At 61.0% G+C, this 12,566-nt stretch carries 14 protein-coding genes and 1 pseudogene; 8 read left to right on the top strand and 7 right to left on the bottom strand.

Going from position 1 to position 12,566, the window contains the following annotated elements:
* Positions 1-28: 28 nt before the first annotated feature.
* Positions 29-343 (bottom strand): DUF2388 domain-containing protein, encoded by a 315-nt coding sequence (locus tag ACYSTU_RS13535; protein WP_016775151.1) that lies wholly within the window; start codon positions 341-343, stop codon positions 29-31.
* A gap of 160 nt (positions 344-503) precedes the next feature.
* On the opposite strand from ACYSTU_RS13535, the gene ACYSTU_RS13540 reads away from it, so the two are divergent.
* Positions 504-1,157, top strand: coding sequence for a DUF2238 domain-containing protein (locus ACYSTU_RS13540; RefSeq protein WP_498999281.1), 654 nt, complete (start codon positions 504-506; stop codon positions 1,155-1,157).
* 4 nt (positions 1,158-1,161) lie between these two features.
* Here the strand turns inward: ACYSTU_RS13540 and sodC are convergent, their stop codons facing one another.
* Positions 1,162-1,683 (bottom strand): superoxide dismutase family protein, encoded by a 522-nt coding sequence (sodC, locus tag ACYSTU_RS13545; RefSeq protein ID WP_110600990.1) that lies wholly within the window; start codon positions 1,681-1,683, stop codon positions 1,162-1,164.
* Between the two features lie 244 nt (positions 1,684-1,927).
* Here sodC and ACYSTU_RS13550 point away from each other — a divergent pair.
* Together ACYSTU_RS13550 and ACYSTU_RS13555 are read left to right on the top strand one after the other, a co-directional pair.
* Positions 1,928-2,683 (top strand): annotated as a pseudogene (locus ACYSTU_RS13550) (MCP four helix bundle domain-containing protein); the annotation flags it as partial.
* Positions 2,684-2,815: 132 nt separating this feature from the next.
* Positions 2,816-3,541, top strand: coding sequence for a methyl-accepting chemotaxis protein (locus ACYSTU_RS13555; RefSeq protein ID WP_409456207.1), 726 nt, complete (start codon positions 2,816-2,818; stop codon positions 3,539-3,541).
* Positions 3,542-3,700: 159 nt separating this feature from the next.
* Here the strand turns inward: ACYSTU_RS13555 and ACYSTU_RS13560 are convergent, their stop codons facing one another.
* On the bottom strand, positions 3,701-4,132 hold the full coding sequence (locus ACYSTU_RS13560) for a nuclear transport factor 2 family protein (RefSeq protein WP_366300073.1): 432 nt from the start codon (positions 4,130-4,132) through the stop codon (positions 3,701-3,703).
* Positions 4,133-4,661: 529 nt separating this feature from the next.
* On the opposite strand from ACYSTU_RS13560, the gene mqo reads away from it, so the two are divergent.
* On the top strand, positions 4,662-6,308 hold the full coding sequence (mqo, locus tag ACYSTU_RS13565; protein ID WP_024013303.1) for a malate dehydrogenase (quinone): 1,647 nt from the start codon (positions 4,662-4,664) through the stop codon (positions 6,306-6,308).
* 68 nt (positions 6,309-6,376) lie between these two features.
* Here mqo and ACYSTU_RS13570 read toward each other — a convergent pair whose 3' ends face one another.
* Complete coding sequence (locus tag ACYSTU_RS13570; RefSeq protein WP_498999289.1) at positions 6,377-6,805, bottom strand: nuclear transport factor 2 family protein; 429 nt, start codon at positions 6,803-6,805, stop codon at positions 6,377-6,379.
* 177 nt (positions 6,806-6,982) lie between these two features.
* On the opposite strand from ACYSTU_RS13570, the gene ACYSTU_RS13575 reads away from it, so the two are divergent.
* Positions 6,983-7,150 (top strand): hypothetical protein, encoded by a 168-nt coding sequence (locus tag ACYSTU_RS13575; protein WP_024013301.1) that lies wholly within the window; start codon positions 6,983-6,985, stop codon positions 7,148-7,150.
* Between the two features lie 96 nt (positions 7,151-7,246).
* Entirely contained in the window at positions 7,247-8,050 is an 804-nt protein-coding gene (locus ACYSTU_RS13580; RefSeq protein WP_498999292.1) for an OBAP family protein, read from the top strand.
* A gap of 1 nt (position 8,051) precedes the next feature.
* Here ACYSTU_RS13580 and ACYSTU_RS13585 read toward each other — a convergent pair whose 3' ends face one another.
* Together ACYSTU_RS13585 and ACYSTU_RS13590 are read right to left on the bottom strand one after the other, a co-directional pair.
* On the bottom strand, positions 8,052-8,918 hold the full coding sequence (locus ACYSTU_RS13585; RefSeq protein WP_110645578.1) for a CAP domain-containing protein: 867 nt from the start codon (positions 8,916-8,918) through the stop codon (positions 8,052-8,054).
* 251 nt (positions 8,919-9,169) lie between these two features.
* Positions 9,170-9,940: an alpha/beta hydrolase gene (locus ACYSTU_RS13590; protein WP_498999296.1), complete on the bottom strand. Its 771-nt coding sequence runs from the start codon at positions 9,938-9,940 to the stop codon at positions 9,170-9,172.
* Between the two features lie 111 nt (positions 9,941-10,051).
* On the opposite strand from ACYSTU_RS13590, the gene ACYSTU_RS13595 reads away from it, so the two are divergent.
* Positions 10,052-11,011: an aldo/keto reductase gene (locus tag ACYSTU_RS13595; RefSeq protein ID WP_350483891.1), complete on the top strand. Its 960-nt coding sequence runs from the start codon at positions 10,052-10,054 to the stop codon at positions 11,009-11,011.
* 6 nt (positions 11,012-11,017) lie between these two features.
* Here the strand turns inward: ACYSTU_RS13595 and ACYSTU_RS13600 are convergent, their stop codons facing one another.
* Positions 11,018-11,911, bottom strand: coding sequence for a LysR family transcriptional regulator (locus ACYSTU_RS13600; RefSeq protein ID WP_498999299.1), 894 nt, complete (start codon positions 11,909-11,911; stop codon positions 11,018-11,020).
* 96 nt (positions 11,912-12,007) lie between these two features.
* Here ACYSTU_RS13600 and ACYSTU_RS13605 point away from each other — a divergent pair, with 96 nt between their 5' ends.
* Positions 12,008-12,484 (top strand): (R)-mandelonitrile lyase, encoded by a 477-nt coding sequence (locus ACYSTU_RS13605; RefSeq protein WP_498999303.1) that lies wholly within the window; start codon positions 12,008-12,010, stop codon positions 12,482-12,484.
* Positions 12,485-12,566 lie beyond the last annotated feature (82 nt).

Genomic DNA, 12,566 nt, shown 5'->3' on the forward strand with positions numbered 1-12,566 from the left:
CGTCCATCGGCCGCTGCTTCCCTCGTGACTACTGCTGCACGCCTTCGTATTGCACCAGAATGGCGTTAGCCAGGTCTTCATCACTGGCGTTCAAGCCAGGGTTGGCTTGGCGCACCTGTTGCAGTACCGACTCAAGATAAACCCCACGGATGGCCCCGCCGCTTGCAACGAACGCAGACACGTCGTCACGGGCCGGAATCACCATTTTGTCGTCCTTGAAGGTCGAGTACAGCGACGCGGACACACCTGCCGAAGTGGCGACATCACCCGCGTCAACGCGGGCCAGCGCCGAACCGACCGGCAGGCAAAGCATAAGAGAAGAAATCAGGACTAACTTGCGCATGACGTGTTCCTCCACAAGCGCTAAGCAAAAAGGGAAGGGACTACATAACCTCAGAGGTGAACGGCGCGCGGGAGTTCCGTAGGCCGCAAAAACGTAGCGGCGAGGAACGGGCAAAACCGGCAAGGGTCTACCGCTTGCCTGTATTGCCGAGAATCGACCCATGCTCGTCAGAGTCAGCGACAACGTTGCCCAACCGGCAGATACGCGAATCGAAGCGCTTTTGCTCGCTGGATTTGTCTGCCTGACCATCGCGCTCGGCCTGTTCCCGCGCAGCCGCCTCGACTGGCTATTGGAAAATGTCCTGGCGTTGGCGCTGGTCTTGACCCTGCTGCTGGCGCATCGGCGTTTTCGCCTGTCGACGCTGTCGCTGGGGATGCTCTTCGCCTTTCTGTGCATTCATGAAGTCGGCGCGCATTACACCTATTCGCGGGTGCCCTACGATCAGTGGGGCACGCTGTTGACCGGGGTCAGCGTCAACAAAGTGCTGGGTCTTGAACGCAATCACTATGATCGGCTGGTGCACCTTAGCTATGGATTGCTGCTGGTCTGGCCGATTCGCGAAGTGCTGCTGCGTCTGACGCCGTTGCGTGGCGCCTGGCTGGCGCTGTTGACCCTGAATGTAGTGCTGGCGACGTCGGCGTTGTACGAATTGATCGAATGGGTCGGCGGCGCTTACCTGGGCGACGACACTGGCCAAGCCTTCGTCGGTGCGCAGAATGATCCGTGGGATTCGCAGAAGGACATGGCCCTGGCGCTGTTCGGCGCCGGGCTGTCCTTGCTGGTATTGACGCGCTGGCGCCGAGCGCCGCGGTGAGGGATCAGATCACCCCACAGGCCATGCGATCACCGCCACCGCCCAGAGGCTTGGGCATGTCGGAATGGTTATCGCCGCCGGCGTGAATCATCAGGGCGTGGCCCTTGATCTCGGCGATCTTCTTCAGGCGCGGCGCCAGCACCGGGTAGTTGGCGACACCATCAGCCATCACATATACCGCCGGCAGATCGCCCAGATGCCCGTTGGCGTAAGGGCCAAGGTGCTTGCCGGTTTTCGCCGGATCGAAGTGTCCGCCAGCGGCCAGTGCTGCGCCCTTGACGCCATCTTTGGTGCCCGCTTCGCAGCTGCCGTTTTCATGGACATGGAAGCCGTGGATGCCGGCCGGCAACGATTTCAGGTCGGGGGTGAACAGCAGGCCATATGGCGTCTCACTGACTGTTACCGAGCCGATCGCCTGCGGCGCGCCGTCGGCGCTGACCAGATTGATTGCGACTTTCTCCGTTGCTGCCTGTGCGGTGCCGATTGCCAGCGTGCCGAGCAGACCAAACCACAGTGCGCGTTTCATAAGCGTTTCCTTCAGCTGCATGAATGTTCGAAGCGCTGGATTGATAGCCTGCCGGGGTTAACCGGCGATGAAGGCATTATCCCAGCGGCGCTGCAATGTGTGACCGGGTTCGCGTTTGAAAAGTTTTGCCGGATTCAAGTCGCCGCTGACATCAGCCGATACGCTCTGTGTCGGCAGTTCCCTGCACATAGGCTTAACTGAAATCCGACAAGCGCAATCCAGCGTGCCCACGGGAGATTCCACGGTGTCGATCAAACTGCGTTTGGTGTTGCTGATTGCGACCAGCCTGCTGACGGCGCTGATCGTGAGTCTGGTCAGCTACGTTGGCAATCTGCGGATGGCCACGGCGGTCGGCGATAACACGGTGAGCATGAGCGCGCTGCGCAATCACATGGAAGCGGACATGATGCACGACGCCCTGCGCGCCGATGTCTATTCGGCGATGCTGGTCGGCCTGGGCAAAAGCACCGCCACCGCCACCGAGGTGCGCGATTCGCTCACCGAGCACGCCGGGCATTTTCGTGAAGTGCTGGATGACAACCTCAAGCTGCCGATCAACCCGCAGTTGCGCACGGCGCTGGAGCAGATCAAGCCGAGCCTCGATACCTACATCAAATCCGCCGAGCAGATCGTCGGCGTGGCGCTGGACAATCCGGATGCCGCCCAACAGCAGCTCGGCACGTTCAATAGCGCCTTTACTCAGCTCGAAGAGCAGATGGGCGCGCTCAGCGAACTGATCGAAAACAATACCCTGCACACCAGCGAAGGCACCGAAGCGGCCATCCGCCACGCCAATCTTGCGCTGGCAGTGGTGCTGGCCGTCAGTCTGTTGCTGCTGCTGATTCAGGGGCGCTGGGTGATCCTGAGTATCATGGGGCCGCTCAAATCCGCCAGCCGCATCGCTGAAAGCATTGCCCATGGCAATCTCAGCGAACCAATTGTCGAGCCCGCCGGCAAGGACGAAGCCAGCGTTTTGATACGCACATTGGCGACCATGCAGCGCGATTTGCGCAACATGATTGACGTGGTCCGGCGCAACGCCCACGGTGTCAGCGGCATGAGCGAGCAGCTCAGCCAGGGCTGCCATCAGGTCGCCGACAGCAGCCAGCAGCAAAGCGTTGCCGCCGGCACCATGGCGGCCGCCGCCAGCCAGATGACCGCGAGCATCGAAGAGATTACCCGCCACGCCGAACGTGCCCTGAGCATGGCCAATCAGGCCGAAAACCTGGCCAAGGAGGGTGGCGGGGTGATTCACCAAGTGGTCAGCGACATGGACGACATCGCCCGCTCGGCACAGCAGTCGGCGCAGGTGATCCGCACGCTGGATCAGGAATCCGAGGCGATCTTCAACATCATTCAGGTGATCAAGAGCATCGCCGACCAGACCAACCTGCTGGCGCTCAACGCGGCGATCGAGGCAGCGCGGGCAGGTGAGCAGGGCCGTGGCTTTGCCGTGGTCGCCGATGAAGTGCGCAGTCTGGCCGCACGCACCAGCGCTTCGACCCAGGAAATCGCCGCCATGGTCGCGCGCATCCAGAACAGCACGCGCGAGGCGGTCAGCAGCATGGAGGCGGGCGTGGCGCAGGTCGACAAGGGCATGGCAGTGACGGCGGAAGTCGAGCGGGCGATTCGCGAGATCCTCGACGCCACGCTGAACACCACGCAACTGGTCAATGACATCACCCGCACGATTGGCGAACAGAGTCAGGCCAGTAATGAGATCGCCCATCAGGTGGAGATGATTGCGGGAATGAGCGAGGGCAATAGCCGGGTGATCGGGCAGACGGCGACGACTACGGATGAGTTGTCGAATCTGGCGGGGCAGTTGGCGCGGTCGGTGGATCGGTTTCGGTTGTGATGTTGAGGTAGACCAGCGGGTTTTCCATTGCCTGAGCCAGCGCTTTCGCGAGCGGGCTCGCTCCCACAAGGTTCGCCAGTGTCGAGTCCTTTGTGGGAGCGAGCCTGCTCGCGAATAGGCCAGCTCGGGCAACACTGAATCAGGCCAATGTGCCCTCAATCAAAACCTGAACGCCTGCCGCCCAACCAACAACCATTTCCCACCCTGTTTCTGCCAGATCTGGAAATTCTCGATCTCGGTCGGAATCACCTCGGTCCCTTTCAACGCCTGTGCGGAGAAGTGGTGGCGCACTAATGCGGTATCGCCGGACATCGTGATGGTCTGCTTTTGCATCTCCAGGGTCTTGAATGCGCTGCGGCCGGTTTCGATGTCGGCGATGAATTCCTGCTTGTTCTGAATCTTGCCGCTGGAGTGGCCGTAGGTCAGGTTCGGCGCGGTCAGAGCGTTCAACTCGGCGATGTCTTTGTGCAGCATCGCCTGAGTCAGGTGATCAACTGCTTGGGCAACGTCCTTTTCCGCCGGGGCAGGGGCGGCCATGGCGCAGGCGCTGAACGCGCAGAACAAGCCAATGAGGAGGCAGGATTTGGTCATGTTGGTTCCTTGTTGTTATTGGGTTTGGATGACTGGTTTATTTCGTCAGTCATCGTACAACTTAGCAGGTAATTTTCTGCATGAACAACGAGCGGTTGGCACTGATTTATCAAGTTGCGAAGCACATCGCGCAAAAAAGTTTGCAGGCCGATGCCTGATCGCCATCATGTTTGGTGCCCGATGGCCGATAAGCCCCTGAGCGGAAAAAGACTTTCAAGTCGGGAACAGACGCGCGGGTTCGCCCTGACGTGATATTCTCCGCGCCAAATTTGCTTTGACTTAATTCGGTTGGCTGGCCTTTCGGGCGGGCCGACGGGATCCCTGTCGCTCAAGCAGCTGAAGCCAATAACGATAAGAAGTCAGTTCAGAAGGGACATTAACTGAGGTCGATGCCACATGTCGGCCTTGTGTGCCCACCCGTCAATATTGAAGTGTGCCGGATTGCGCGACGCCAGCCTGAGCGTCAACACAGCGCAACGCAGACTGATAACAACGACGGGCGGAAGGCGTTTTATCATAGGTGCAACAGATGTTTAAGAAAGTGAACACAGCCTTGCTCGGTCTGGCTTTGGCGATGGGGATGTCGTCTGCCAATGCTGCCGAAGCCAAGAAAGTTGACGTCCTGCTGATCGGCGGCGGCATCATGAGCACCACCCTGGGTGTGTGGATCAATGAGCTGGAACCGACCTGGTCGATGGAAATGGTCGAGCGCCTCGATGGCGTCGCCCTGGAAAGCTCCAACGGCTGGAACAACGCCGGTACCGGTCACTCGGCTCTTGCCGAGCTGAACTACACCCCGGAAGACGACAAGGGCAACGTAACGATCCCGAAAGCTGTCGAGATCAACGAAGCGTTCCAGGTTTCCCGTCAATTCTGGGCCTGGCAGGTTCAGCAGGGCGTGCTGAAGAACCCTCGCTCGTTCATCAACACCACACCGCACATGAGCTTCGTGTGGGGCGATGACAACATCAAGTTCCTGAAAAAGCGCTACGAAGCCCTGCAGGCGAGCCCGCTGTTCGCCGGCATGCAGTACTCCGAAGACCCGGCGGTGATCAAGAAGTGGGTACCGCTGATGATGGAAGGGCGTGACCCGAACCAGAAAATCGCGGCCACCTGGAGCCCGCTGGGTACGGACATGAACTTCGGCGAAATCACCCGCCAGTTCGCCGCTCACCTGCAAACCAAACCCAACTTCGATCTGAAGCTGTCGAGCGAAGTCGAAGACATCACCAAGAACGCCGACGGCACCTGGCGTGTGAGCTACAAAAACCTCAAGGACGGCAGCAAGACCGAAACCGACGCCAAGTTCGTGTTCATCGGCGCTGGCGGCGGTGCCCTGCACCTGCTGCAGAAGTCGGGCATTCCGGAAGCCAAGGAATACGCAGGCTTCCCGGTTGGCGGTTCGTTCCTGGTGACCGAGAACCCGACGATTGCCGAGCAACACCTGGCCAAGGCCTACGGCAAGGCTTCGGTTGGCGCGCCACCGATGTCGGTTCCGCACTTGGACACCCGTGTTCTGGATGGCAAGCGCGTCATTCTGTTTGGCCCGTTTGCGACCTTCAGCACCAAGTTCCTCAAGGAAGGTTCGTACTTCGACCTGCTGACCAGCACCACCACCCACAACATCTGGCCAATGACCAAGGTCGGCATCAAGGAATACCCGCTGGTCGAGTACCTTGCCGGCCAGTTGATGCTGTCGGATGAAGACCGTCTGAACGCGCTGAAGGAATACTTCCCGAACGCCAAAGCCGAAGACTGGCGCCTGTGGCAAGCCGGCCAGCGCGTGCAAATCATCAAGCGTGATGAAGCCGCTGGTGGCGTGCTGAAGCTGGGCACCGAGATCGTTGCTTCGCAAGACGGCTCGATCGCCGGCCTGCTGGGCGCATCGCCAGGCGCGTCGACCGCTGCACCGATCATGCTGAGCGTGCTGCAGAAAGTCTTCAAAGACAAAGTCGCATCCCCTGAGTGGCAGACCAAGCTGCACCAGATCGTGCCGAGCTATGGCACCCAGCTGAACAGCGATCCGGCCAAAGTGGCTGCCGAGTGGGCTTACACCGCGAAAATCCTCGAACTGCCGACGCCTCCAGCGATCGGTCAGGTAGCTGCTCCGGCGGCACCTGCGGCTGACAAAGCCGTAGCGCCGAAGGAAAACGCTGCACGTGACATGGCTCTGTAAGCAGAACCCTGACACACAAAACCCACTGAACCGGCGACGGTCAGTGGGTTTTTTTATGCAGGGTGGATTCAGGCTTTTGCAGACGCGAGATAAGCACCGAGTCGCCGACCCATTTCTTCGCCCAGTGCCTGCAACCCGCTCAGCGGCCGCACCATCACTTCGAACTCGACAATCTTGCCGTGCTCATCGAAGCGAATCATGTCGATGCCCTTGAGTTCCTTGCTGCCGACCCTGGCGCTGAATTCGAGAATCACATTCAGGCCATCCGCCGTCGCCAACTCGCGGTGATAGGCGAAATCTTCGAAGACTTCGAACACGGTGTTGAGGATCATCGCCACCACCGGCGCGCCGGGGTAGGGCGTATGGGCCATGGGCGAGCGGAACACAGCTTGCGGATCGAGCAGTTCGGGCAGGGCTTTGAGATTGCCGCTGCGGATCATCTCGTGCCAGCGCTCGAGGGACGCGGCGGCGTTGGGCTGCAAGGCGAGGTCGGGCATGGTCACTCCGGTTTTTCTTGTTGTCGGTCGGCAATGACTGTAGATCAACCGCGCCGAAAGTGGATCCTCAAGTCTCAGCCTGAATACCGCTTCATGCCCGAAGCGGATCAGATGCGCATCTGATCCGTATTTTTCTGTTTCATCTGCCTCTGTATTCAGTACAGCCACAGGCTCAGAATGCCCCGGCAGTGCGGCCAATCACCCTCCGACCTCATCCCGCAGCGTCCGGTGCACCGCACACCCAGCCTCAAGGAGCGCAACATGTACAAGATGGCGATTTTTCTCGGCGGCTTTCTGACCTTGACCATTCTGATTGGCGTGCTGGCGACGATCTCTCCAGTCTGATCCGCACGCAGCTTTTTCGAACTCTGCCGATCTCCTGCTTTCAGTTGCAGAACAGGGCCAGCACGCGCCCGTCACTGAAAGTTCGAGGAGTGAAACATGCGTACGACAACCTCACAGGGACGTTGGGTTCCTATCGGTTTGATGGTCGCCGCATTGACCGGTTGCGCGATGAGCAATACCGATTCGCCGGTGCAGACGCCCGGCCAGGCCAAGGCCTCCGACACCGAGATGCTCGAAGTCGGCGCGCAGTGGTTGCAGGACAAACCGCCGATCCGCGCGTTGAACATGTACCTTGATGGCTTTCATTTTTACAACGGCCATCCCGGCGCGCAGATGGAAGCGCACCACTACTGCTCGGCGCTGAACGAGGAAGTCTTCCAGTGCGTGATCTACGACGGCAACACCGCTGAAGCCAAATTGATGGGCGTGGAATACATCATCAGCCAGCGCCTGTTCACGCAGTTGCCGGCGAAGGAAAAAACCCTGTGGCACAGCCACGCCCACGAAGTGACTTCTGGCCAATTGGTTGCGCCGGGCATCCCGCAAGTGGCGGAAACCCGCTTGATGGAAAAACTCGCCAATACCTACGGCAAGACCTGGCACACTTGGCATACCGATCAGGACAAGCAACTCCCGCTGGGCGTGCCGCAGTTGATGATGGGCTTCACCGCTGATGGTCAAGCGGATGCACAAATGGTCCGGCAGCGTGATCAGCGACTGGGCATTGACAGTGCCGAGAAGAAAAAGGCCCGTTCCGAGATCAAACCGGCGCCTGTCGCAACGGGGGCTGATGCGTGGCAGAAGGGTAATGTCATCCAGCTCAACGACCCGACCGGCCATCAACACGTCATGCCGCGCCCGGCCACCCCAAGCGATGAGAATGCCCGGAGTCAGCCGTGATTTACGGCGCGCCGAACAGCATCGTCCAGTAAACGCCGTCGTCGCTGCGCGCTTCGCTGGCGAAGCCGGCGCCGACCTGAGTGAACATCGGGTTCATCAGGTTGGCGCAATGGCCCGGGCTGGCCAGCCAGCCGGCCATGGCTTTGCCCGGTGAGCTTTGCCCGGCAGCGATGTTTTCCCCGACCTGGCGGCCGCGATAACCGGCAGCACGGGCGCGGTCGGCCGGCATGTCACCGTCGGGATCGCGGTGGGCGAAATAATTGCCGTAAGCCATGGCTTTGCTGTGGCCCTGAGCCGCTGCGCCGAGGGCGGCATTCCAGCTCAATGGCCGCGCGGCGGCAAAGCGCTGGCGGCCGCACATACGCGGCCGGGCGCGGGCAGCGTTGACCTCGGCGAGCAGCGCCTTGCCGACGCTGCGGTTGTCACCGACGCGGCTGTCGAGCACCGGTTGCGCCAGCACCACCTGCCATTGATTGCGCGAATGGCTGACGCCGATGTCGGCGTAGTTCGCATCCAGCAAGGCGCCGCAATAATCGCTCTGCAACTGATCGAAGGCCTCGTCGGCGTCTTCGGCTCCGATAATGCGGATGCTGCGCACCGTGATTGCTGAATAGCCGGAAGACTTCAACGCCTCGCGCATGCCGCCGCCGTAGCGATAGCCGATCGGCAAGGCCAGATTCGATTTCAAAGCCAAAGGCGCCAGACGCTGCGCAGGGCGGCGGTCGCAGCGTTGCGGATGGGCGCGGTAATCATTGATGGCGGCCACCAGTTCGCGCTCCGCACTGGCGTGGGCGGATTCAGTGAAAAAGGGGAACAGGCTCAGCAGGCACAGCGAAACGAAGCGAGACGAACGAACGGCGTGGCGCATGGGACGGACAGCTCTGAAAGGGGACAGCGCTAGAGTGAGGGAGCCGTGTGTGGCGGCGCGGATAGGACTGGGTTTTTTGGACTTGGTTCAGTGGCGGCAAATGCAATTGAATTGCTGTTGTTCGAACCGCTGCCTTCGCGAGCAGGCTCGCTCCCACATCGCGCTTACGGCGTACTCGGAACAACTGTGGGAGCGAGCCTGCTCGCGAAGACGCCGCCCCGGTCGACCTCTCTATCACTGGCAAACAACCACTAGCGATTCAACACATCCCCCATCCACCGCAAATACTCCCCCCGCTCGGAAATGGAGTTATGCCCCGAGTCCGGCACCACCTTCAGTGTCGCCACGCCCGCAGGAAAGCTCTCGAACAAGCGCTGCGTGCTGCTGCGTCCAATCACGTCGTCATCGCTGGCCGCCAACAGCAATGTCGGCGTGCGGATATGCGCTGCGTACTTGCCCGATTCAAAACGATCCTTGAGCAACCATTTCACCGGCACCCATGGGTATTGCCGTGCGGCGATTTCCGCAAGGCTGTTGAACGGCGTCACCAGAATCAGATTCTGCACCGGCCGCTGACTGGCCAGGCGCACCGCCACCCCCGAACCGAGGCTGCGTCCGATGACTGCAATCTGCGGGTGGCTGGCATAGACCTGATCGAACAGTGCCAGCGCATCTTCGGCAATCGCGGCTTCGGATGGCGAGCCGGTGCTGCCAGCAAAGCCTCGGTAATGCAGGAAATACAGCGCGTAGCCAGGAAACGCCTCAGTGAATTCCGGCAGATTGCGCGAGACGTCCTCGGCATTGCCGCCGAAATAGATCAGCGCGCGCGATCCGCTGCGCTCTCGAGTTGTCACCCAGACCTCGGCATCCGGCATCGACAGTTTCATTCGCGAGTCCGCTGTAACCACGGCGGCAGGCTGGGGAAACCAGATCAGCGAGCGCTGAAACACGAACAGCGCGGCGCACAGCACCAGGTACACGGCAATGATGAAAACGACGAGTGACATCAGGGTTCGAGACATTCGGCTACTTTTAACGGGGAGAGAGGTTGGCTGTGGCAGTGTAGTTCAGCGACTGCGCCTGACAGCCGGCGCACACACCGTGCAACAGATCCGCGCAGCAGGAGGACTCGCATGCGCCACACTGAGGGGTACTCACGTCGCCGCTTGCTCACGCTGGCTGCCCAAGCTGCGGCGCTGCTCACCATTGATCGGGCGTTGGCCGGCAGCGTAGCGCCGACCGCCACTGCGCCGCCCACGGCAGGAGACCAGACCATGCAGACCCGCGCCATCCCTTCCAGCTCCGAGGCACTGCCCATGGTCGGGTTGGGCACCTATCGCGGTTTCGACGTCGCCCCGGGCGATCCGGTTTACCGGCAATTGCCCGCCGTCCTCGAGGCGCTGTTCAGGAAGGGCGGCACGCTGATCGACAGCTCACCCATGTACGGCCGCGCCGAGCAAACCACCGGTGAACTGCTGTCGATCCACGAACCGCGCTCGCCGGCGTTCCTCGCCACCAAGGTGTGGACGCGCGGGCGCGAGGAGGGCATCGCGCAGATGGAGCAGTCGTTCAGACTGCTGCAAACCGAGCGCATCGACTTGATGCAGATTCACAACCTGCTCGACTGGCAAACCCACTTGCCGACCCTGCGCGAATGGCAGGAGCAGGGGCGGATTCGCTACATCGGCATCACCCATTACACCTCGTCGGCGTATGACGAGGTCGAAGCGGTGCTGGAAGCCGAAAAGCTGGATTTTCTGCAGATCAACTACGCCCTCGATGATCGCGCGGTCGAGAAACGCATCCTGTCGCTGTGCCGCGAGCGTGGGGTGGCAGTGATTTGCAATCGGCCGTTTGGCGGCGGTGATTTGCTCGCCCGGCTCAAGGGCAAGCCGCTGCCGGCGTGGGTCTCGGATGTGCAGGTCAACAGCTGGCCGCAACTGGCACTGAAATTTCTCCTGGCGCATCCGGCGGTGACCTGCGTGATTCCGGGGACCAGCAATCCGCGCTACATGGCTGACAACGCCGGAGCCGGTTTTGGGCCGATGCTGACCGATGCGCAGCGGCATCAGTTGATTGCGTTGCTGGGCTGAGCCGGGTCAACCGCGATAGCGCAACGCTTCCAGCAACAACGCAAACGCTGGCGCTGCCTGGCGCCGGCTCGGGTAGTACAGGTGATAACCGGAAAATGCCGGGCACCAGTCTCCCAGCACCTGGACCAGGCGACCGTCCGCCAGAAAGGGCGCGACGACGTTTTCCGGGATGTAGCTCAGCCCGAAACCGTCCAGCGCGGCGTCGAGCAATGGGTACACGCCATTCAGGGTGACCTGGCCGGAGACGCGCACTTTCAGGCTTTCACCGTCCTTTTCGAACTCCCACGAATACAGCCCGCCATTGGTTGGCAGGCGCAGGTTGTTACAGGCGTGGTCGGTCAGGTCGCGCGGGGTTTGCGGCGGATCGCGCCGGGCGAAATAGGCGGGGGAGCCGACCACGGCCATGCGCATGTCCGGGCCAATGCGCGTGGCGATCATGCCTTGGGCGACGTCTTCGCCCAGGCGCACACCGGCATCGAAGCCCTGGCCGGCGATGTCGACGAAACCATAGTCGCAGCAAACCTCGACGGATACATCCGGGTATTGCGGCAGGAAATCCTGCAACACCGGACGCAGGATCCAGTTCAGCGAATGGTCGGTGGCGCTGATGCGGATCTTGCCCGCCGGGGTTTCACGCAGGTTGCTCAGGGCGGCCAGTTCCCCTTCGATTTCATCGAAGCGCGGACCGATGGTTTGCAGCAAGTGTTCGCCGGCCTCGGTCGGCGACACGCTGCGCGTGGTGCGGGTGAGCAGGCGCAGGCCGAGTCGCGCCTCGAGGCTGCGAATGGTGTGGCTGAGCGCCGATTGTGACACGCCGAGTTTGGCCGCAGCCTTGGTGAAACTGCGTTCACGGGCGACGGCGAGAAAGGCGAGCAGGTCGGTGGCGTTTTCCCGAAGCATTGATGATTGTCCTGCATAAGTTTTTTCGGATTCTAGTCGATTATCCAAAGAGTGCGGATCGCTACAGTGCTTGCATCATTTATTGGAGGAAATGCCATGGACCCGATTGCTGCTTCCGCGCTGACGCTTTCACTGCTGGCTGGTGAGGTGCACGCCACTGAAAATCCCCGTGTCACGGTCACACCGAATGGCTCGCAACCATCGGCGAAAGGCCCGGCTGACTGGTTTACCGGCACGGTGCGGGTGGATGCGCCGTTCAAAGGTACCGACGAGGCGCGGGTCAGTGGTGCGACCGTAACGTTCGAGCCGGGCGCGCGCACTGCATGGCATACCCATCCGCTGGGGCAGACATTGATCGTCACCTCGGGAGCAGGCTTGGTGCAGGAGTGGGGCCAGCCGGTTCGTGAAATCTGCCCGGGCGATACCGTGTGGATTGCCCCGGGCGCCAAGCATTGGCACGGCGCAGCACCGACGACGGCGATGAGTCATATCGCGATCGCCGAAGTGCTGGATGGCAAGGTGGTGGACTGGATGGAGCAGGTCAGTGAAGAGCAATATCCAAAGATCGAGTGAAACCGCGCCCCTCACCCCAGCCCTCTCCCGAGGGAGAGGGAGCCGATTGGGGGATGCTCGAGACGTTCGGCATTCTGCAAGC

This window comes from Pseudomonas glycinis (assembly GCF_054871425.1).

What these genes read in the sequence shown, in the direction of transcription:
- ACYSTU_RS13535 (WP_016775151.1), bottom strand. Translation starts at nt 343, where the DNA reads ATGCGCAAGTTAGTCCTGATTTCTTCTCTTATGCTTTGCCTGCCGGTC.
- ACYSTU_RS13540 (WP_498999281.1), top strand. Translation starts at nt 504, where the DNA reads ATGCTCGTCAGAGTCAGCGACAACGTTGCCCAACCGGCAGATACGCGA.
- sodC (WP_110600990.1), bottom strand. Translation starts at nt 1,683, where the DNA reads ATGAAACGCGCACTGTGGTTTGGTCTGCTCGGCACGCTGGCAATCGGC.
- ACYSTU_RS13555 (WP_409456207.1), top strand. Translation starts at nt 2,816, where the DNA reads ATGGCGGCCGCCGCCAGCCAGATGACCGCGAGCATCGAAGAGATTACC.
- ACYSTU_RS13560 (WP_366300073.1), bottom strand. Translation starts at nt 4,132, where the DNA reads ATGACCAAATCCTGCCTCCTCATTGGCTTGTTCTGCGCGTTCAGCGCC.
- mqo (WP_024013303.1), top strand. Translation starts at nt 4,662, where the DNA reads ATGTTTAAGAAAGTGAACACAGCCTTGCTCGGTCTGGCTTTGGCGATG.
- ACYSTU_RS13570 (WP_498999289.1), bottom strand. Translation starts at nt 6,805, where the DNA reads ATGCCCGACCTCGCCTTGCAGCCCAACGCCGCCGCGTCCCTCGAGCGC.
- ACYSTU_RS13575 (WP_024013301.1), top strand. Translation starts at nt 6,983, where the DNA reads ATGCCCCGGCAGTGCGGCCAATCACCCTCCGACCTCATCCCGCAGCGT.
- ACYSTU_RS13580 (WP_498999292.1), top strand. Translation starts at nt 7,247, where the DNA reads ATGCGTACGACAACCTCACAGGGACGTTGGGTTCCTATCGGTTTGATG.
- ACYSTU_RS13585 (WP_110645578.1), bottom strand. Translation starts at nt 8,918, where the DNA reads ATGCGCCACGCCGTTCGTTCGTCTCGCTTCGTTTCGCTGTGCCTGCTG.
- ACYSTU_RS13590 (WP_498999296.1), bottom strand. Translation starts at nt 9,940, where the DNA reads ATGTCTCGAACCCTGATGTCACTCGTCGTTTTCATCATTGCCGTGTAC.
- ACYSTU_RS13595 (WP_350483891.1), top strand. Translation starts at nt 10,052, where the DNA reads ATGCGCCACACTGAGGGGTACTCACGTCGCCGCTTGCTCACGCTGGCT.
- ACYSTU_RS13600 (WP_498999299.1), bottom strand. Translation starts at nt 11,911, where the DNA reads ATGCTTCGGGAAAACGCCACCGACCTGCTCGCCTTTCTCGCCGTCGCC.
- ACYSTU_RS13605 (WP_498999303.1), top strand. Translation starts at nt 12,008, where the DNA reads ATGGACCCGATTGCTGCTTCCGCGCTGACGCTTTCACTGCTGGCTGGT.